This is a genomic window from Marinobacter sp. LV10R520-4 (genome assembly GCF_002563815.1).
Classification (GTDB): Bacteria; Pseudomonadota; Gammaproteobacteria; order Pseudomonadales; family Oleiphilaceae; genus Marinobacter.
This window is the reverse complement of record NZ_PDJM01000001.1, coordinates 273,464-290,831: the sequence shown is the minus strand read 5'-3', so window position 1 is coordinate 290,831 and position 17,368 is coordinate 273,464. Positions and strand designations below refer to the sequence as shown.

Here is a 17,368-nt window from a genome sequence, read left to right as displayed (position 1 = left end):
TGTAAAACGGGAGTGGATATAATGAGTCAGGTTGATCAGGCGGTGGCGGTGCGCGATGGCGAGGAGCTGGATGCCTCAGCGGTCGATCGCTTTATGAAGCAGGCGGTGGCTAATCTGCAGGGCGAGCCGGTAATTCGCCAGTATCCCGGTGGGGCGTCTAACCTGACCTATCAGGTGGATTACGGCCCGCGTTCGTTTGTGCTGCGCCGACCGCCGCTCGGCAAGATTGCCCGTTCAGCCCACGATATGCTGCGCGAAGCCCGCGTGATGGCAGCGCTCAAGCCGGTGTACAGCTATGTGCCGGAGATTGTTGCTACCTGCGACGACCACAGCGTTCTGGGCTGTGATTTTTACGTAATGCAGCGCCTTGAAGGCGTGATTCTACGCCAGGATTTCCCTGCGGATCTGGCTATGCCAGCAGAAGACGTTCGTACACTTTGCAAGAACGTGATCGATAAGTTGGTTGAGCTGCACAAGGTGGATGCCGAAGCCGCGGGCCTGAGCCATATTGGAAAGGGCGAAGGATACGTGCAGCGCCAGATTGGTGGCTGGAGCGAGCGATTTGTAAAAGCCCGAACCGATGACGTAGGCGATTTTGCCGCGGTAATGCAATGGCTGAATGAAAAGATGCCAGGCGATGTCGCCCAGGTGGTCATCCACAACGATTTCCGTTTCGACAATGTGGTGCTGAATCCTGACAACCTGTTTGAGGTGATCGGCGTGCTGGACTGGGAAATGGCCACCATTGGCGATCCGCTGATGGATCTGGGCAACAGTCTGGCTTATTGGGTACAGGCGGATGACGAAGCGTCGTTCAAAATGTTGCGGCGTCAGCCAACCCATCAGCCAGGTATGCTGACTCGTGACGAGGTGGTCACCTATTACGCGCAACAATCAGGACGACAGATCGAAAACTTCGATTTCTACGAGGTTTATGGTCTGTTTCGGCTGGCGGTGATTGTTCAGCAGATCTACACCCGCTATTACCACGGCCAGACTGCCGACAAGCGTTTTGCGATGTTTGGTCAGGCCGCCAATTATTTGCAAATGCGCTGTGAGAAGCTGATTTCAAAGAGCAGTCTGTAATGGCAACGATCTATCTGGTGCGCCACGGCCAGGCCAGTTTTGGTGCGGAAGATTACGATCGCCTCTCGCAAATCGGCTGGCAGCAGGGGCGGGTGCTGGGGCGCGCACTGAGGTGTTTGCAAGCGGCGACAGCAAAGCCGCAGGTGGTGTTTGGCGGGACGTTACGGCGTCACCGGGAAACCGTGGAGGCTATGGCTAGCGGTTTTGGTGACGGCCTGCCAGCTATGCAGGTGGCGTCCGGTTTTGATGAGTTTGATCATGTGGCGCTGATTCACCGCCACCGGCCCCAGTGGCAGGACCATAGCGTGATGACGCGGGATCTGGCTGCGTTGGCTGCGCCAGCTAAAATGTTTCAAGTGGAGTTTGTCGCGGCCGTCCAGCGCTGGGCCAGTGGCCGCTTTGATCACGAATACGCGGAAAGTTGGCCCGGGTTTAAGGCGCGGGTTTTGGCAGCGCTAGATGAGGCAATCAGCTACGCCGCGGGTAGTGACCTGTTGGTTGCAACCTCGGGTGGCCCCATTGCAGTGATCGTGCAAGCGCTGCTCGATCTGAGCGATGAACGCACTCTGGACTTGAACAGCATGATCGCCAACACCAGCGTTACCCGAGTGCTCTATAGTAGCCGCAGGCGCCATAGCGACAGTCGGCGCAGTTTGGCAGTGTTCAACAATTACAGCCACCTGGAGGCGGAAGACCCCGCCCTGGTAACCTTTCGCTAACAATTTCGCTAAAAACAGGGGAATCCATGAGCACGAATTTGTTTGATCTGAACGGAAAAATCGCGTTAATCACCGGTGCCAGCCGCGGTATTGGCGAGAGCATCGCCCGCACACTAGCCGCCCAAGGCGCCCACGTGATTGTCAGCAGTCGCAAACTGGACGGCTGCGAGTTGGTGGCCAGCAGTATTCGCAACGCTGGCGGCAGCGCAGAGGCCTTCGCCTGCCATATTGGCGAAATGGACCAGATTGACGCGGTTTGGGAACATATAGAGCAAAAGCACGGTAAGTTGGACATTCTGGTGAATAACGCTGCTACCAACCCCTATTTTGGGCCGGTGGAAGACACCGATATGGCCGCCTTCAATAAAACCGTGGATGTGAATATTCGCGGTTACTTTTTTATGTGCGCCAAGGGTGCACAGCTCATGAAAAAGCACGGCGGCGGGGCCATTGTGAATGTGGCGTCGGTGAACGGCGTTAACCCGGGCCATTTCCAGGGTATTTATTCCATTACCAAGGCCGCAGTGATTTCCATGACCAAGTCTTTCGCCATGGAATTGGGGCCAAAAAACATACGGGTGAACGCGCTTTTACCCGGGCTGACCGATACAAAATTTGCCAGCGCGCTGACCAGCAACGAAGCAATTAAAAAGCAGGCGATGGCGCACATACCCATGAAGCGGGTAGCCAGCCCAGACGAAATGGCGGGCACAGTGCTGTATCTGGTATCGGCTGCATCCAGTTACACCACCGGTGCTTGTGTGAACGCTGACGGTGGCTATTTAACCATTTGAGTTGGCGCTTCGGAATGGCACTGCCTCAGGCTGTAGGCAGCTGGCAGGTGAGTACGTCAACGTCGCTCTTCAGTTCAGTGGCCTTGGCTTTGACGTGTTTCAGGGCAGGTTCGCCACCCATTGCCAGCAGGTCGCTTAACAGCGTGGCCATCGCATTTTTGCTTTGTGCCATGGTCTGCTGGTAATCCAGCCCACGTGCCTGTTCGGGGTTTTGCAACAAATCGGAGATAACGCTGGCGAACTCTGCCTGCTGGCGCTGTTGCAGGGCTGCCAGAAACGCTTGCTGCCAGCGCTCGCGGCCTTCCAACCAGATATCGGTTTGGCCGGCTTGGGCTGCAGACCAGCGCTGAATGCGGAAATACTGATCATCACTGAAGTCGCCCAGCCACGATTCAAGACGTTCCGCGGTTCGTTCGGCGCGAGCCGAGGCAGTGGCTTCCGGCGAGCGCTTCAGCAAGTCCTGCTCTAGCTCTTGCTGGCGGTCGGCCATATTAGCCGCCAATTCCCGAACCTGCTCGTCACTCAATGTTTTAAGAAAGGCCACTACCATGGGTGTCGCTTTTTCGGTGAGTGCTGGCAGCAAGCCAAGCAGTTGCTCCTGGTGGAACTCCATACGCCCTGAATCCGTCAGTACAGCTGTATTTGCATCGGCTATAACGGTGCTTAACCAACGTTCGTAACGGGGCAGCTCCCGGCTGCAATGCCATTGGCGAAAATCGCGAACGCCCTGTTCAAGGGCTTGCTGTTGGGCGCCGGTGAGTGATACATAGTCTTCCATCCACCACACCGTGCCCCAGTCCGCGTAACGGTAAGCCAGCCTGGCAGAGCTACAACCGGCAATCGCAAGCACTAAAACCAGCGTGACTGCCCATCGTAGAAGTATTGCAGGTTTGATACGCCGTGGCCGAGAGGAATCAAGCATTCAGAGCTACCTAAAAGATCGCTTACTTATTACTATACGTACGACATCTAAATACGTTATAGCAGCTAAACTAAATACGACAGCCGTTTGCTTTCAGACGCTACAGGAATGTTAATGTCTCGCTTCAGATCTGCCCGAGTGCGCCAGCTAATTTTTGGTTTTTACATGTCCTGCATGATGTCGTTGTTGATGTCTGGGGTAATTACTTTTATGAATACCGGGCTGGATGCTCAGTTTGCGTTCCGCTGGTTGCGTGCGTTTCTTGTGGCTTGGGGCGTGGCTTTTCCACTGGTGACATTTATCGCGCCCATAGCGGGCAAGCTGACCGAGTTCACTCTGCGCCAGATTACCGGTCAAAAATCTGAAAAGCCCTTTGACATCTAGGTGCTGCGGGCTTCTCGGTTAGTTGTCCATACCGGCACAATGCGACAATTGTTTTAGGGCGAGGATTGCGACAGGGTGGTGGGCACTGGCGGTTTGTGGTGCAGTGAATACAGAATGCGGTCGAGCACCGCTTGACCATTCCAGGCTGGATTGTGATTAACCATGCCCACCACAGCCCAGGTGGTGTTGTTTTCGTCGCGGGTAAAACCGGCAATGGAGCGTACGTTTTCCAGGTAACCGGTTTTAATCCGGCCTTCCCCTTTCATACCAGTATTCCGTAGCCTGCGGGCCATGGTGCCGTCCATTGCAATCAATGGCATAGACGCCATCAAATCCGCTGAATAACGGCTATTCCACGCATTTCTCAGAATGTCTACGCCCTGGCGAGCGCTGATGCGACCGTGCCGGGTTAAGCCGGCTCCGTTGTCGATCACCATGCCGGTGGTGTTAATACCTTTGCCCTCCAGCCAGCTGTAAATAGCGCGAATAGCGGCTACCCGGTCGTCGTTGTCGGTGGCTCTGCGCTTTTCTGCGCCAATACCCAGAAGCAGCTGGCGCGCCATCACGTTACTGCTCCATTTATTGATGTCGCGTACCGTGGTCACCAAGTCGGGTGAGGTTGTGCGCATAACCAGTTTGGCGTTCTCGGGCGTAATGCCCACGCTGTTGATACCGCTGATTTGTACGCCCATTTCTGCCAGTAGCGAGCGGATCATTGATGCGCTGTAGCGCTCATGGGATTGCAAAGACAAATAGCGTGTGGTTCGACAGCCCTTGGGCAGCGTGCCTTTAACCGTTACGGTCACACTTTGGTCACTGTGAAAAACCGGTGTCCAGGTGAATGAGCCGCGGCCGGGGCAGTTACCTTTGGCGGAGCTGATCACCTGGTTGTCGATCACCACTTCAGCCAGGTTCGGTGTGCTCCAAGCGCGGGTGCCGCGTTCGTCTGAGCGAACCTCCAGCTGGCTCAAATTGAGGTTGGTCAAATACGGAGAGGGTTCCACCAGAAACGGGGCGTGGGGGTTGCTGCCGTTGTCCTGGAAAGGTGGAAAGCCACCGTCAATCTGAAAATAGCTGCCGTCCAGAATCAGGTCGCCATTGACGTGGGTTATGCCCATATCCCTAAGTTCTCTGAGTGTTTCCCAGAGCCGCTCGAAGGTCAGTTTCGGGTCACCGCCAAAGCGTACATACAGGTTGCCGTTGAGCGTGCTGTCGGACATGTCACCGTCAGTGAGAAAGTCCGTGTCCCAGGTGTAGTTGGGGCCCAGAATTTCCAAAGCGGCGTAGGTGGTCAGGACTTTCATGATGGAGCCAGGGCTCATCAGGGTGTCGGCATTGATAAACTGCTCCAGGCCCGGCCCATTCATGGGTATAGCAGCCATGCTCAAAGCGCTGTCGCTGTTCAGTGATTTGGTTGCATAGGCCCGCATAGTGCCGTTCCATGCGCCTGCCTGCGCCATCGCGCTTTGGCCATTTGTATCTGTGGCCAAGGCCTGAGGCACCGGCCACGCCAGCAGCGCAGCGAACGCCAATCCACGCAAGCGGCGAACCGAAGCCGGCAAGGCAGTAAACGCGTTCACAGGGGATAACGAGCTTGGCATAATAGGGTCCGAAGTTGCATGGCGGGCGTTGCGTATTGATTAAACTTTCGACACATTTAACAGTAGCCTATTTTCCGCAGAGCTACCATTCACAAAGCTCGGCAAAACATTAAATATTCTTTCTAGCTCGTTATTTTTTTTATAAAAGGACATTGAATGAACAACTGTTTGACGAGAGGGATCTATTAATGGCGTATAGCGGCCAGTGTCTTTGTGGCGACGTCCAGTTTGAGTATGACGGCCCTTTGGGCCCGGTGGTTTTGTGCCACTGCAAACAGTGTCAGCGAGCGCACGGTAGTGCGTTTTCTGCCAGCGCGCCGGCACAGGCCATTCACATGCAGTGGTTGATCGGCGCAGACCAGCTAAAAGAATACGCTTCCAGTCCGGGCAAATACCGCGGCTTTTGTGGCCGCTGCGGCTCTCAGCTGTATAGCAGGGTAGACGCCATTCCCGCCATTTTGCGGCTGCGGGTAGGCGCGCTGGAAAAACCTTTGGGCAAAGTCGCGGCCCAACACGTATATGTAAACGCGCAGTCAGACTGGTTTCAGATCACCGATTCGCTACCACAGTTTGATAAGACGGAGCGCACGAACGACCCCCATTGAGTTGTATGGGCAATTTGGCTAGGGGCAGTTCTGATAAATTAATTGCAAATAATAATTATTCGCATTAAATTGTTTGTGTGACGTCTCACTGATGTTTGTGACTGCGCACGTATGAGCGGCGCCATCATAAGACACTTTAATGTTGGCCAATGCTGAATTGGGATACATCTGGAATCAAGGAAGTGCTATGACGCCGGAACAGGAATTGATGGGTGGGCTGAAAATTGCCGGAATTGCGGGTTTGTTTATCTGCCTTGTGCTGGCCGCGCTGGCTCTGACCGGTCAAGTTCCTTTGTAAAAGTGATCTATCACGTTAACACTCAGATCAAGTGCTGCTCGGTGTGACTGGGTCGGGGGTGATTCTGCTATAATGCGCACCCTATTCAATCACCGAGGAAACCTGCCATGTCACAGTTGCCACCTTGCCCCCAATGCGCCTCTGAATTTACCTACGAAGACGGCGCCCAGTTGGTGTGTCCGGAGTGCGGCCACGAGTGGAGCGAAACCGAGGCTGCCGCCGCAGAATCAGAGAAAATGATCCGTGATGCCAACGGCAACGAACTGCAAGACGGCGACAGCGTAACGGTCATTAAAGACCTTAAAGTGAAGGGTTCTTCGCTGGTGGTGAAAGTGGGCACAAAGGTTAAAAGTATAAGGTTGGTTGGTGGTGATCACGATATTGACTGCAAAATAGACGGTATTGGACCGATGAAACTGAAGTCGGAGTTCGTCAAGAGAGTCTGATGCGGGGTATGTGCTCCAGGTTGTGAAAATCTGAGAGTTAGCTGCTATATGCGACTTAAAATAAGGTATTTGTCGCAGATGGCTAATCCCAAATGACCACCGTGAAAAGACGGCAAAACCTGCAACCCTAGCGGAAGCTTCTTTTTTGGCTTTATTAAAGGCTATGTCTAAGTTAGCTGTTGCACGGACCTGTAGCCTAGTGACTCACCCAGACAAATCAATGGCGAGGCAGTCCCGCCGGAAGCATTGGCAGGGCTGCTGACACTGTTCAGCCCAGCCAGCCCAGGAGCAGCAGCAGAGTAATGATCCAGGCGCTGGTGATCACGGCTCCGCTGCCCCACAGCCGATTCCAGCGCCGCTCGACGTCGCGCCAGCGATGGCGCCGGATCTCCGTTTCAACTGCTGGCACGGGCGGGCGCTGCATGATTCGCTTGAGCTTGAGCGATCCGGCTCGGGCTGGATTGGGCAACTTCTGCAGTGCCCCGGGAATGGTCCAGCCAGACTGGTGGACTGCCCAGGCGGCCGCCGCGGCCACGAGCAGTGGCCAGCTTGCCGACCACAAGGTTTTTATCGGCAGGCTGGCTACCAGCGCTTCGCGCAATTCGGGCCAAAGCCACGGCAGCAGAGCCGGCATTACGCAGAGCAATGCCCAGGGTAGTAACTGACCCTTCGGGGGGGAAGCGGCGCGGCCTTCAGGCTGGTGCCGCCACATTAGCCAGAGGGCGCGCAGCAAGAGCATTGCTGTTGCTGCGGAGCCTGCTGTCAATAGCATCAGCCAGTGGCTGACGTCACTGGCATAAACCGCATCCTTGAGCAATATCTTGACTGCCGCACCACTGGTCAGCGGCAATCCCGCCAGTGCCATTGCCGGTAAAGCCATCAACAGCCAGTGCAGAGGGCTGAGCCGATAGTGACTTGCCAGGCCTGCACCCATGAACAAGGCACCCTTGGCCAGACCATGGTGCACGCCAAAAAGAGCCAATAGCGTCGCAGCCGCGGCAGTGGACTCCGGATGCAACCAGGCCAGGCCAAGTACCACCAGCAGGTAGCCGATCTGACTGACCGACGAATAGGCCAGGGCGCTTTTGGCCCTGCTCTGTATCAGCCCCAGAGCCACACCGTAGAATGCGCTGATGGCGCCGATCGCCAATAGCGCCAGGGCGACGTTTTGCAGCCAGGGGTCCTGCGTTGGCAGGAACCGCCATAAACCCAGAATCCCCGCCTTGATCATTGCGCCGGACAGCACTGCGCTGGCGGCCGCCGGTGCAGCCGGGTGAGCCAGTGGAAGCCAGACGTGCAGTGGCCAGAAACCGGCCTTCAGACCGAAACCAACCAGCAGTACGATTGCTGTCAGCGAGCCGACAGGGACGGCTTGCCAGGCCGCCAGCTCCAGCGCGCCGCCAGCTTCGTGAATACGCAACAGCATGCCGGCGAAAATCAGCATTTCGCTTAAAATGGCCAGTTGCAGGTAGAGCCGTCCCGCCTGGCGGGGTGCAGGGCCGCGCTCGTGCACGATCAACCCGTAGGCGGCCAGACTCATCAAACTGAAACCCACATAGAAGCTGGCGGCATCCTGGGCTATTACCAGTAGCAGATTTCCGCTCAGGGATAATAGCCAGCTGGACCAGAAGCGAAAACGGTGTTGATCGCCGACCAGATCGGTGTGCGCGAAACGGCTTGCGCAGCCCCAGAGTAGTGCACTGAATGCCAGCCAGGCGCGAGCGAGCAGATCCTCCGCGGCCCATGCTGCCCCCGGCCAGAGTATTCCCGGCTCCAGTGTTGGAGCGGGCCACAGGCTGAGTAGCAGTGCCGGTAAACAACATAGCCACAGCCAGGGGCCGATGCGATTTGGCCAGCGCCACAGCAGGGCGCCCGCGAGTAGCGGGGAGAGGGGCACAAGTAACCAGAATAGAGCACTCATAAGCCGAACCGCCGATTGATGATCAGTTGGCTCCAGGCCAGCGGGCTTAGCTCACTGCCAGCCAGCACGCCGGCCAACAGGGCCAGCGTTGCGGTGAACAGTACCGGTGCGAGCAGCATCCAGTGGGTTTCTCCCAGCCCCGGTCGTCCGTTACCCAGGGCGTGTTCCTCCGGCCATTGCGTCGGCGGCTCGGCAAACCAGCCTCGATAGATCAGGGGAAGGAAGTAGGCGGCATTGAGCAGACCAGAAAGCACCAGCACCAGCAACACCCAATCCTGCCCGACCTCCAGGGCGCCCAGGCCCAGATACCACTTGCTGATGAAGCCGGCGGTTGGCGGTACGCCGATCATGCCCAATGCGCTTAATGTGAACGCAGTCATTGTCAGCGGCATACGCTTGCCGACTCCGTTCATTTCGTTTATCCGATGGATGCCCAGGGTTTCTGCGAAATTGCCGGCGCAGTAGAACAGCGTCACCTTCATCAGGCCCTGGTGTACCAGATGCGCCAGCGCGCCAACCGCGGCGATCGGGCCCATCAGCGCGACCCCAAGGGTGATGTAGGACACCTGGCTGATGGTGGAGTAGGCCAGTCTTTTCTTCAATTCCTGCTGCTGCAACGCCTTAAATGAACCGTACAGGATCGTTGCCGCTGCGAGAGCCAGCAGTGGCATTGCCAGTCCGAGCGCCTGCACCTGCTCAACGCCATAAACGTCATAGACCACCCGAACGATGCCGAAGGCGCCAGCCTTGACCACCGCGACAGCATGTAGCAGAGCGCTGACCGGAGCCGGTGCGACCATCGCCTGGGGCAACCAGCCATGTAAGGGGATCAATGCAGCCTTGACGCCCAGACCACTGATCATCAGGGCGAAGGCGAGTATCAGGCTGGGCCGATGAGCATCGAGCAGGGGCCCCAGGTAGCCACCTGCCTGGAATTCGGGGCTGCCTGTGATGCTGTGCAACAGTGCAATGCCCATCAATAGAAGCGCGCCGCCACCCAGTGTGTAGGCAAGATAAACACGTCCGGCGCGCAACGCTTTCTGCGTGCCCCGGTGGACGACCAGCGGAAATGTTGCTAGCGTCAATAGTTCGTAGAAAAGCAGAAAGGTGACCAGATTCCCGGCCAGAGCCAAGCCCACCGTCGCGCTGACGCACAGGCTGAAATAGCCGAAGAACCGTGAGCGCAGTGGCGAATCCTCGAGATAGCCGATCGCATAGATGGTAGTTGCCAGCCACAGCACCGAGGACAGGGTAACGAACTGCAACGAGGTGGCACCCCCCTGCAGCACCAGGCCACCACCGGGCAGGAAGCCAATGGCGAAGCGAAAATCCAGCCCCTGATTGACGCCCCAGAGCATCACCCCGACCAGGCATAGCTTGAGGATGACGGCGAACAGGTTGAGGCCGATGCGCAGCTTCACCTGATCTTCGCGCAGGCTGAATATGACCAAGCCGGGCAACAGCGAGCTGAGTATGATTGCCGGCGGCAGCAGGGTGGTCCAGGCGGTTATCACAGCCCCACCTCACGGAACCAATTGATCAGCGGCTCGCTCATCAAGGCCATGGCCCACACAATCAGGGCAGGCAACATCGCGAGCCACTGGGCCGAGACATCGGAATCATAATTCGGCGGGTTGGGGTCGGCACGATCAAACGCGATGGCCACCACCCGGAATACATAGCCGGCACTGGCCAGAGTGCCAAGCAGCACGCCCAGCGCCCAGGGCCAGCGGGCAGGTTCCAGAAATAGCGGTTGCAGCAGCACCCATTTGGCCACGAAACCGCCGCTGGGCGGCAAGCCGATCAGACTGCCGCCGGCGACTGCGAACGCGAACATGGCGATCGGCATGGTCTGGCTGGCCCCCTTGAGCGCGCTGACATGCCGGCTTCTCAGCGTCGCCTGCATCTCGCCGGCGGCCAGGAACATCGACACCTTGGCCAGGCCGTGGGCAATCACGAACAGCCACAGCGCGATAGACATGTTCGCATCCTGCCAATACAGCAACAGACCCAGGGCCAGCAGGGCATAGCCTAGCTGGGCGACCGTGGAGTACGCCACCAGCACCTTGATCCAGGGTGTGCGCAGTGCAGCCAGACCGCCGCTGACCAGGGCGGCAATACCGGCAACCGCGAAGAAGATACCCGCCTGCCTGGCGAGCTCTACTGGAGCCACGTTATCCCAGAGCATCCAGAGGATGAATAGGGGGCCCTTTACCACCAGCGCCGAGAGCAGTGCGCTGACCGCCGTAGGCGCAGCAGCGTGGGCAGCCGGAAGCCATTGATGCAAAGGCCAGAGTGCGGCTTTTACCATCAACCCCAGCGTCAGCAGTAACAGAGCCAGGCGCGTGACCTGGTCATTGGATGTGACACCGGCGAGCGCACGTATATCCAGCACGCCGTATTGGCCGTAGAGCAGTGCGACGCCGAGCAGGTAACACAGCGATGCGGCGAGGGACAGCAGCAGATAGCGTAGCGCTGGTACGTGTGACCTCGGCCCAGAGAGAATCACCATTGCCACCGCGACCAGCCCGAGCAGTTCCAGGGTGACATACCAATTGAACAGATCGCGGGACAGCCAAAGTGCGCCCAGGCTGGCATGCAGCAGACAGGAGAGGGGCCAGAAGTCGGTATCACGGGTCTGACTGTGACGGCTGCGTTGGGCATAAATCGCCACCAGCAGATGAATCAGGGCGGTAAACACCAGCAGCAGAGCGGTGAGCGGGCCGAGCTCGAAGCGTATCCCCAGCGGCGTTTCCCAGCCGCCGAGATTGAGCTGCTGTGTGCCGTTGATAACGACCTGGTACAGGGCCAGTGCCGCGCACCCCAGGCTGGTCGCATTCGCCAGTATCACCAGGCTGCCGGCGCGGACCCGCAACAGCAGCAAGACCAGCGCGGAGATCAATGGGATCAGCAGGCTGAGCAACGCCGCGCTCATTTGCGTTCCGGTTCGTTTTTGTCGAGCGGATCGGCGGTTGCCAGGCGCAGGGCAAAGGCGGTGGCACTCGCCGCCACCACTAGGCCGGTGACGACCAGGGCCTGCAATACCGGGTCGACGGCTGCGTCCCGGCTGGCCAGCGCGACCATGACCATGAACACACCGCTGCCCATCACATTTACCGCCATGATCCGGCGTAACGCATTGCGCTGAACCAGCAGCGCGTGCAGGCCCACCACCCAGAGGGTGACACCACCACACAGATAAATCAGAGCATTGGTCATGGCGCGGGGTGTTCGTTTTCGCCGATCACCAGAACGGTCAGGCTGGTGGCGATCGATAGGGTGGCGGTTATTTCAATCAGCAGGATCAGCTGCTTAGCCCACCCGGGCGGGTAGGTTAGCCAGCTGGCACCCATCCAGTGGGTGCCAGCGGCTACCAGGGCAAAGGTCGCCACGCCGCCCAACATAAGCGCGCGGACCGGCCAGCGGCTCCAGCGAATAGCGGGCAGCAGGCCGGCGAGGCGCAGCATGACCGCGCCGGCAGCGAGCACGGCCCCGGCCTGGAAGGCGCCGCCAGGTGCATGGCTGCCGCGCCACAACAGGTAACCGCCGACGATGATCGTCAGCGGCGCGAGCATTCGGCTCCAAGCGCGTAGCAGTGGCCAGGCCGGCGGTAAAGCCATACCAGAGCGGCCCAGCTGGCGAACGCCGATCAGTGCTAGTAACAATACCACCAGCTCCAGCAGCGTATCCCAGGCGCGAAAGTTCAGCAGCACCGCCGTGACCGGATGGCTCACGCCACTCTCGTCCAGGTGCGTATCGACCAGGGCGGGTAGCACACTGTTACTGTCCGCCAGTGGTTGTATCGCGCGGATCAGTAACGCCAGCACCAGCACAGCGAGCAGCAAGCTGATCGCCAGCGGCACACGGGCTGGTTGGGAGGTCGACTCTGCGGCGCTGCGAGCCAGCGCTGCGAGCAGCATGACGCCGATCAGTCCGGCACCAATCGCAGCCTCCGCCAGTGCCAGGTCGACAGCGCCCAGCCGGGCCCAGGTGAGCGCCAGCATGAGACCGAACACGATGAACAGCACAATGGAGGTATAAAGACTACGCGTGTGCAGCGCCGCACCAGCGAGGCCGAGTAGCAACAGAATCAGCGTCAGATCGAAGACCAGTTCAGTGGCCATCGGAAGATTGCTCCTGAAGGGTTTTGGCGTCAGCTCTGTCCGCGTCGCGCTGGTAGCGCGCCAATAGTTGGCAGGCAGTCGCCCCGGAGGCCATGACCAGCAGCCAGACCAGCAGCATCTGAGTGACCGATTGCCAGCTATCGCTGCGCAGCGATAGGCCGACCACGAGCAAACCCAGGCCCAGGGTGTCAGCCTTGGTGACGGCATGCAGGCGGCTGTAGGCGTCGGGAAAACGTAACAGCCCGACTGTGCCGGCCAGAAAGAAAAATAACCCGGCCAACAAAAACGGCCAGCTAAGCCAGCATAGCCAGGTGTTCAGCTCAATCATGTCGGCTCCGGCGTAATAGTTGGACCAGTGCCGCGCTGAGCACTGCAGCCAGCACGGCCAACACCAGCGCGGCCTCGATCAACGCCGGCTGACCCTGACCATGGGCCAGCAATAACAGCACCGCTGCGCCGGTAGTACCGAACAACTGCACGGCGAGCAGGCGGTCGGCACGACTCGGGCCGCGCACCACACGCCACAGACCCACGGCAATGCTTGCGAGCAATATGGTAGCAAGCATCATCATGCGGTTTGTTCTCCGAGTAATTGCGACAAGCGTAATTCCAGTTGTGCCACGGTTTTTTCCCAGTCTTGATGCTGATCCAGCGTATGCACATGCAGCGTTTGATCTTCATAGTGCGATGAGAGTGTACCGGGCAACAGGCCAACCATCGCCGATAAAAACAGGCAAACACGCGGATCCCTGCTGGTCAGAGCGAATGTCTTCCAGGCCGGTGACACCGGTAAACTCGGATGCAGGGCTCGGCGGGCTACGTCCCAGCCACCCGAAAATAGCTCGCGCAGAAAGAATCCTAGAAAAGCTGGAATCGCCTGCCACCGCAGTGAGCCGCAACGCAGTTCGAGACGGTAGCCGGCGAAGGTTGCTATCGCTGCCAGAGGTATCCCGAATGCTCAGCCCTCTGCGTTGCTCAGCAATGCCCATACGCCCAGCCAGAAGCAGAAACTGAATAATGCATTGAGTGCTTTCGTGGTTTTGCCTGGCTGACGACGGGAACCGGCTGGACGGGCTGGCTTGCTTGAGGGGTTCGCCACTGGGACTCCTGCAGGTGGGCTTAGGCTCTATATTAGAAGAAGTCGGACTAGGTCTCAAACCGGCAGGTTAAAAGACTTGCCGGAACCTGACTGTCATTTTTGCTTACGGTGTCGTGATTGCGGGCCGCCCCAGTATCGCTGAAACCGCTTATGGAGCACCCTAATGGCACTGCCGCCTGCCCGCCGCTTTCTGCGTCTGGCCGGAACCGCTACCCGGATTGCCGGTGGCGTGCTCGGCCAGCGCCTGCTGCGCGGACGTTCGGGAATCAACTGGCAGCCGGTGGGCGACATGAAAGGGCCTGTTCTCAAGCTCGGGCAGATGGCGTCGCAGTGGTATGATGTGCTGCGTGAACCGGTATCCCGTGCCCTCGGCGCCCTGCAGAACAAGGTGCCGGCGCTTCCTTATCAGCATTTGCAGGCCCACCTGCAGCGGGTCTACGAAGGCGAGCTGACAGACTAATTCGAACATATTGATGAGCAGCCTTTCGCGGCGGCTTCGCTGGGGCAGGTACATCGCGGCCGTGGACTGGATGGTCAGGCTCTGGTGCTTAAGATCCAGTATCCGGGCATTGCCGCGATCTGCACCGCGGATCTCAAGCAGGTACGCCGTCTGCTGCCTCTGGGTCGGCTGTTTCGGGCGCCGGCAGCGCAGCTCGAAGGGGTTTACCGGGAGCTGGAGCAAACCATCACAGCCGAGCTGGATTACGCAGCGGAAATGCAGCGGCTGATAGATTTCCGGCAATTTTTTGCTGCATACCCAGGCAACTTCGCCTATACGGAGGAGGGTCAACTGGTGGTCTATGATTTTGGCTGCATACAACCGGTCGAAGCGTCCTTGCTGGCGGCCTATGTGCAGACGTTCCGAGCGCTGCAGTCAGGCAAGGCCGAGGAACTGGAACGCGGCTTTCAAGCGTTGGGTACACGGCAGCCGCAGTCAGCACCGCCGTGGGCTCTGTACCGCAATCTGACCGTGCTCCTCGGGCCGCTGTTACAGCCAGGCGTGCTCTAGGATTTTGCTGCCCGGCCGGTCCATGACCAGGTTCAGCAATTGATTCCAGATGCACTGAGCGCGCTCGGCAGCCTGCAGCCAGCGCCGGGCACATCAATGACTGTACAGAAGCGCCCGCGCTCATCAAAAAAGTTGAAGGTGCACAGATACTCATAGCCGATAAAGGATACGACAGTCAGACGATACGCGCTGAGGCAGAAGCCCTCGAAATGAGCGTTATTATCCCCAGAAGGAAAAACTCGATAAAGGGAAACAAGGGGCTCGACTGGCATTTGTATAAGCTCAGACACCTGGTCGAGAATGCGTTTGCCAGGCTCAAGCAGTATCGGGCCGTCGCCACCCGATATGACAAACTGACTCGTAACTATGAGAGCATTGTGTCATTGGCTTGTGCATTTCTCTGGCTGCCGATGTGAATTATCAACAGACCCTAGGCAGTTTTCTGACCTTGTTCATCATGTTTCGTATTATCGCGGTAGCCGAAGCCAAGCGCCTCAAAGAGCTGATGTACCTGTCGCGACACGATGAACTGACAGGAGTGGGCAATCGTTCGGGGCTAAGCGCTAGCATCGACAGCCTGCTGCGGCGCAAACAGAGATTTATGGTGGCTGTCATCAATATGGACCACTTTCGCGGCGTTAATGACCGTTTTGGGCAAGAATACGGTGACCAGGTGCTCTGCGCATTTGCACGCAGGCTGCTCAGCGTAGTCGACGAAAAGGACGTAGTTGCTCGTTTGGGCGCCGATGAGTTTGTGTTACTGATTAAGGCGGTGAATTTACAGGCGATCGAGAGTCATGCGCGCCAGCTTAGCCACCAACTGGACAAACCGCTGGAACTGGAACAGTTTCCCTTGCAGCTGGGTGCCAGCATCGGTGTAGCGGTGTACCCCCGTGATGGCGATTCGGTGAATACCCTTTTACGCAGCGCGCACCTGGCCCTGTATCAGGCCAAAAAGAGCCGTAATGACTGGTGTCTTTATCGGGAAGAGCTTGAGCTGGCCTACATCCGCCGAGTACAGATTGAACAACGCTTACGCCAGGCGTTGAGCCTGGGGCAGCTGAGCATGGTGTTTCAGCCTCAGGTTGATTGTGCCAAAGCCGTTTATGGTTATGAAGCGCTGGTGCGCTGGTACGACGAGGAACTCGGCCACGTTGGCCCTGATGAATTTGTCGGGATTGCCGAGTCCAGCGGACTTATGCCGGCATTAGGCCGGTTTGTGATGGAAACCAGCATTCGCGAGTTTTCCGAGTTTGTGGGTGCCCAGGGTGAAATGTGGAAACTGGCGGTGAACATATCGGTATTGCAATTTTTGCAGCCGGGTTTTGCCAATGATGTACTTGTCATACTCAACGAATTGCGTAAACAGGGTGTGCGGGTATCAATGGACGATTTTGGTACCGGTTATTCGTCGCTAAGCTTGCTGAGAACTCTGCCGCTTGACGAGCTGAAAATCGACAAGAGCTTCATTGACGGACTGTTAGATGATCACAAAGCCCAAAAAATGGTCGCCAGCATTATCAGTATTGCCCGCAGTCATCAGCTTGAACTGGTTGCCGAAGGCGTAGAAACCCAAGGCCAATACCTAGCGTTAATGGCAATGGGTTGCACGCTGTTTCAGGGCTACTATTTTGGCCGTCCGGCCGCTTTTACTGTTGAGCCAAAGCCCCCCATTAATAATGTCCCGTCTGACTGATTTGGCCCAGCGACAATTGGTCGCAGCGTTGCTGTGACTGTTTGTGGCAGGCTATGCTAACTATTGATTTTGACCCCGCAGGAGCTTTTGATGAAACCCTCTTCCTTGATTCGTCGCTTTGCCCGCCATGTTAGTGCTGTTGCTGCGTTCGCGAGTTGCATCCCGCTGATGGCTGCTGCCGACACAGCTCCCACTCCCTATGTAAGCGGTGTTATGGTAGAGCACGGTTGGAGCCGGCCAACGCCACCGGGCGCAGCGGTCGGTGTTGGTTACATGGTTATTCATAATCACACTGACGCTGCAGTCCGCCTCATTGGCGCCACCACCGAAGTCGCCACAGACGTTTCCATCCATGAAACCCTTGCAGACAACGGCATGATGCGCATGAAACCGTTACCGGATGGCTTGAACATAGATGCTCGCCAGAGCGTGGAGTTTAAGCCCCTAAGCTATCACCTGATGCTGGAAGGTTTAAAGCAGCCGTTAAAGGTCGGGCAGAAAATCCCCGTTACGCTTACGTTTGAACGCATCCCGGCGCAGCACGCAGTGCTGAACGTCAGGTCACTGGACGATGCTGGCGAAGACGATGTTGGTATGGACCACTCGACGATGAATCACTCCGCGACAGATCATTCCAATATGGATCATTAATGGCGATTGTGGT

21 protein-coding genes and 1 pseudogene are annotated in these 17,368 nt (G+C 57.7%); 12 read left to right on the top strand and 10 right to left on the bottom strand.

What is annotated here, in order from left to right:
- Window positions 1-21 precede the first annotated feature (21 nt).
- From ATG98_RS01365 to ATG98_RS01355, 3 genes are read left to right on the top strand one after another with little or no spacing between them, the layout of a single operon-like run.
- The gene (locus tag ATG98_RS01365; protein ID WP_098421976.1) at window positions 22-1,086 is read left to right on the top strand and encodes a phosphotransferase family protein; all 1,065 of its coding nucleotides are present in this window, start codon (window positions 22-24) and stop codon (window positions 1,084-1,086) included.
- Entirely contained in the window at window positions 1,086-1,805 is a 720-nt protein-coding gene (locus tag ATG98_RS01360) for a histidine phosphatase family protein (protein WP_098421975.1), read from the top strand. Before ATG98_RS01365 ends, ATG98_RS01360 begins: the two co-directional genes overlap by 1 nt.
- Window positions 1,806-1,831: 26 nt before the next feature.
- Complete coding sequence (locus ATG98_RS01355) at window positions 1,832-2,599, top strand: SDR family oxidoreductase (RefSeq protein ID WP_098421974.1); 768 nt, start codon at window positions 1,832-1,834, stop codon at window positions 2,597-2,599.
- Window positions 2,600-2,624: 25 nt separating this feature from the next.
- Here the strand turns inward: ATG98_RS01355 and ATG98_RS01350 are convergent, their stop codons facing one another.
- Window positions 2,625-3,521 (bottom strand): DUF6279 family lipoprotein, encoded by an 897-nt coding sequence (locus ATG98_RS01350; protein ID WP_098421973.1) that lies wholly within the window; start codon window positions 3,519-3,521, stop codon window positions 2,625-2,627.
- A gap of 114 nt (window positions 3,522-3,635) precedes the next feature.
- Here ATG98_RS01350 and ATG98_RS01345 point away from each other — a divergent pair, with 114 nt between their 5' ends.
- Entirely contained in the window at window positions 3,636-3,905 is a 270-nt protein-coding gene (locus tag ATG98_RS01345; RefSeq protein ID WP_098419177.1) for a DUF2798 domain-containing protein, read from the top strand.
- Window positions 3,906-3,958: 53 nt separating this feature from the next.
- On the opposite strand, the gene dacB is transcribed toward ATG98_RS01345, so the two are convergent.
- A complete protein-coding gene (dacB, locus tag ATG98_RS01340) occupies window positions 3,959-5,506 on the bottom strand; it encodes a D-alanyl-D-alanine carboxypeptidase/D-alanyl-D-alanine-endopeptidase (RefSeq protein ID WP_098419176.1) in 1,548 nt (515 codons plus the stop codon).
- Window positions 5,507-5,694: 188 nt separating this feature from the next.
- Here dacB and ATG98_RS01335 point away from each other — a divergent pair, with 188 nt between their 5' ends.
- The 3 genes from ATG98_RS01335 (at window position 5,695) to ATG98_RS01330 (ending at window position 6,855) form a co-directional block, all read left to right on the top strand.
- The gene (locus ATG98_RS01335; protein ID WP_098419175.1) at window positions 5,695-6,111 is read left to right on the top strand and encodes a GFA family protein; all 417 of its coding nucleotides are present in this window, start codon (window positions 5,695-5,697) and stop codon (window positions 6,109-6,111) included.
- Window positions 6,112-6,250: 139 nt separating this feature from the next.
- Window positions 6,251-6,409: a hypothetical protein gene (locus ATG98_RS21775; protein WP_179888007.1), complete on the top strand. Its 159-nt coding sequence runs from the start codon at window positions 6,251-6,253 to the stop codon at window positions 6,407-6,409.
- Between the two features lie 107 nt (window positions 6,410-6,516).
- Window positions 6,517-6,855, top strand: coding sequence for a zinc ribbon domain-containing protein YjdM (locus tag ATG98_RS01330; RefSeq protein WP_098419174.1), 339 nt, complete (start codon window positions 6,517-6,519; stop codon window positions 6,853-6,855).
- A gap of 268 nt (window positions 6,856-7,123) precedes the next feature.
- Here the strand turns inward: ATG98_RS01330 and ATG98_RS01325 are convergent, their stop codons facing one another.
- From ATG98_RS01325 to ATG98_RS22900, 8 genes are read right to left on the bottom strand one after another with little or no spacing between them, the layout of a single operon-like run.
- Window positions 7,124-8,776, bottom strand: a complete 1,653-nt coding sequence (locus ATG98_RS01325) for a complex I subunit 5 family protein (RefSeq protein ID WP_098421972.1) — start codon at window positions 8,774-8,776, stop codon at window positions 7,124-7,126.
- Window positions 8,773-10,290 (bottom strand): complex I subunit 5 family protein, encoded by a 1,518-nt coding sequence (locus ATG98_RS01320; RefSeq protein WP_098421971.1) that lies wholly within the window; start codon window positions 10,288-10,290, stop codon window positions 8,773-8,775. Before ATG98_RS01320 ends, ATG98_RS01325 begins: the two co-directional genes overlap by 4 nt.
- Entirely contained in the window at window positions 10,287-11,711 is a 1,425-nt protein-coding gene (locus ATG98_RS01315; RefSeq protein ID WP_098421970.1) for a complex I subunit 5 family protein, read from the bottom strand. Before ATG98_RS01315 ends, ATG98_RS01320 begins: the two co-directional genes overlap by 4 nt.
- A complete protein-coding gene (locus tag ATG98_RS01310; RefSeq protein WP_098419170.1) occupies window positions 11,708-11,995 on the bottom strand; it encodes an NADH-quinone oxidoreductase subunit K in 288 nt (95 codons plus the stop codon). Before ATG98_RS01310 ends, ATG98_RS01315 begins: the two co-directional genes overlap by 4 nt.
- Window positions 11,992-12,900 (bottom strand): MnhB domain-containing protein, encoded by a 909-nt coding sequence (locus ATG98_RS01305; RefSeq protein ID WP_098419169.1) that lies wholly within the window; start codon window positions 12,898-12,900, stop codon window positions 11,992-11,994. Before ATG98_RS01305 ends, ATG98_RS01310 begins: the two co-directional genes overlap by 4 nt.
- Entirely contained in the window at window positions 12,890-13,219 is a 330-nt protein-coding gene (mnhG, locus tag ATG98_RS01300; RefSeq protein ID WP_416376590.1) for a monovalent cation/H(+) antiporter subunit G, read from the bottom strand. Before mnhG ends, ATG98_RS01305 begins: the two co-directional genes overlap by 11 nt.
- Before the next feature lies 1 nt (window position 13,220).
- Window positions 13,221-13,472: a monovalent cation/H+ antiporter complex subunit F gene (locus tag ATG98_RS01295; RefSeq protein WP_098419167.1), complete on the bottom strand. Its 252-nt coding sequence runs from the start codon at window positions 13,470-13,472 to the stop codon at window positions 13,221-13,223.
- The gene (locus ATG98_RS22900) at window positions 13,469-13,843 is read right to left on the bottom strand and encodes a Na+/H+ antiporter subunit E (RefSeq protein WP_416376589.1); all 375 of its coding nucleotides are present in this window, start codon (window positions 13,841-13,843) and stop codon (window positions 13,469-13,471) included. Before ATG98_RS22900 ends, ATG98_RS01295 begins: the two co-directional genes overlap by 4 nt.
- Window positions 13,844-14,162: 319 nt before the next feature.
- Between ATG98_RS22900 and ATG98_RS01285 the strand changes: the two genes are divergently transcribed.
- The 5 genes and pseudogenes from ATG98_RS01285 to ATG98_RS01265 all read left to right on the top strand — a co-directional run bounded on the left by ATG98_RS01285 (window position 14,163) and on the right by ATG98_RS01265 (window position 17,355).
- Window positions 14,163-14,459 carry a hypothetical protein gene (locus ATG98_RS01285; protein ID WP_098419165.1) on the top strand — a complete coding sequence of 99 codons (297 nt, stop codon included), beginning with the start codon at window positions 14,163-14,165 and terminating at the stop codon, window positions 14,457-14,459.
- A 9-nt stretch (window positions 14,460-14,468) separates the two neighbouring features.
- On the top strand, window positions 14,469-15,008 hold the full coding sequence (locus ATG98_RS01280) for an AarF/UbiB family protein (RefSeq protein WP_098421969.1): 540 nt from the start codon (window positions 14,469-14,471) through the stop codon (window positions 15,006-15,008).
- Between the two features lie 80 nt (window positions 15,009-15,088).
- A pseudogene (locus ATG98_RS01275) lies at window positions 15,089-15,424 on the top strand (IS5 family transposase); the annotation flags it as partial.
- On the top strand, window positions 15,421-16,704 hold the full coding sequence (locus ATG98_RS01270) for a putative bifunctional diguanylate cyclase/phosphodiesterase (protein WP_228705990.1): 1,284 nt from the start codon (window positions 15,421-15,423) through the stop codon (window positions 16,702-16,704). The pseudogene ATG98_RS01275 and the gene ATG98_RS01270, both read left to right, overlap by 4 nt.
- A 90-nt stretch (window positions 16,705-16,794) precedes the next feature.
- Entirely contained in the window at window positions 16,795-17,355 is a 561-nt protein-coding gene (locus ATG98_RS01265) for a copper chaperone PCu(A)C (RefSeq protein ID WP_098419163.1), read from the top strand.
- Window positions 17,356-17,368: the final 13 nt, after the last annotated feature.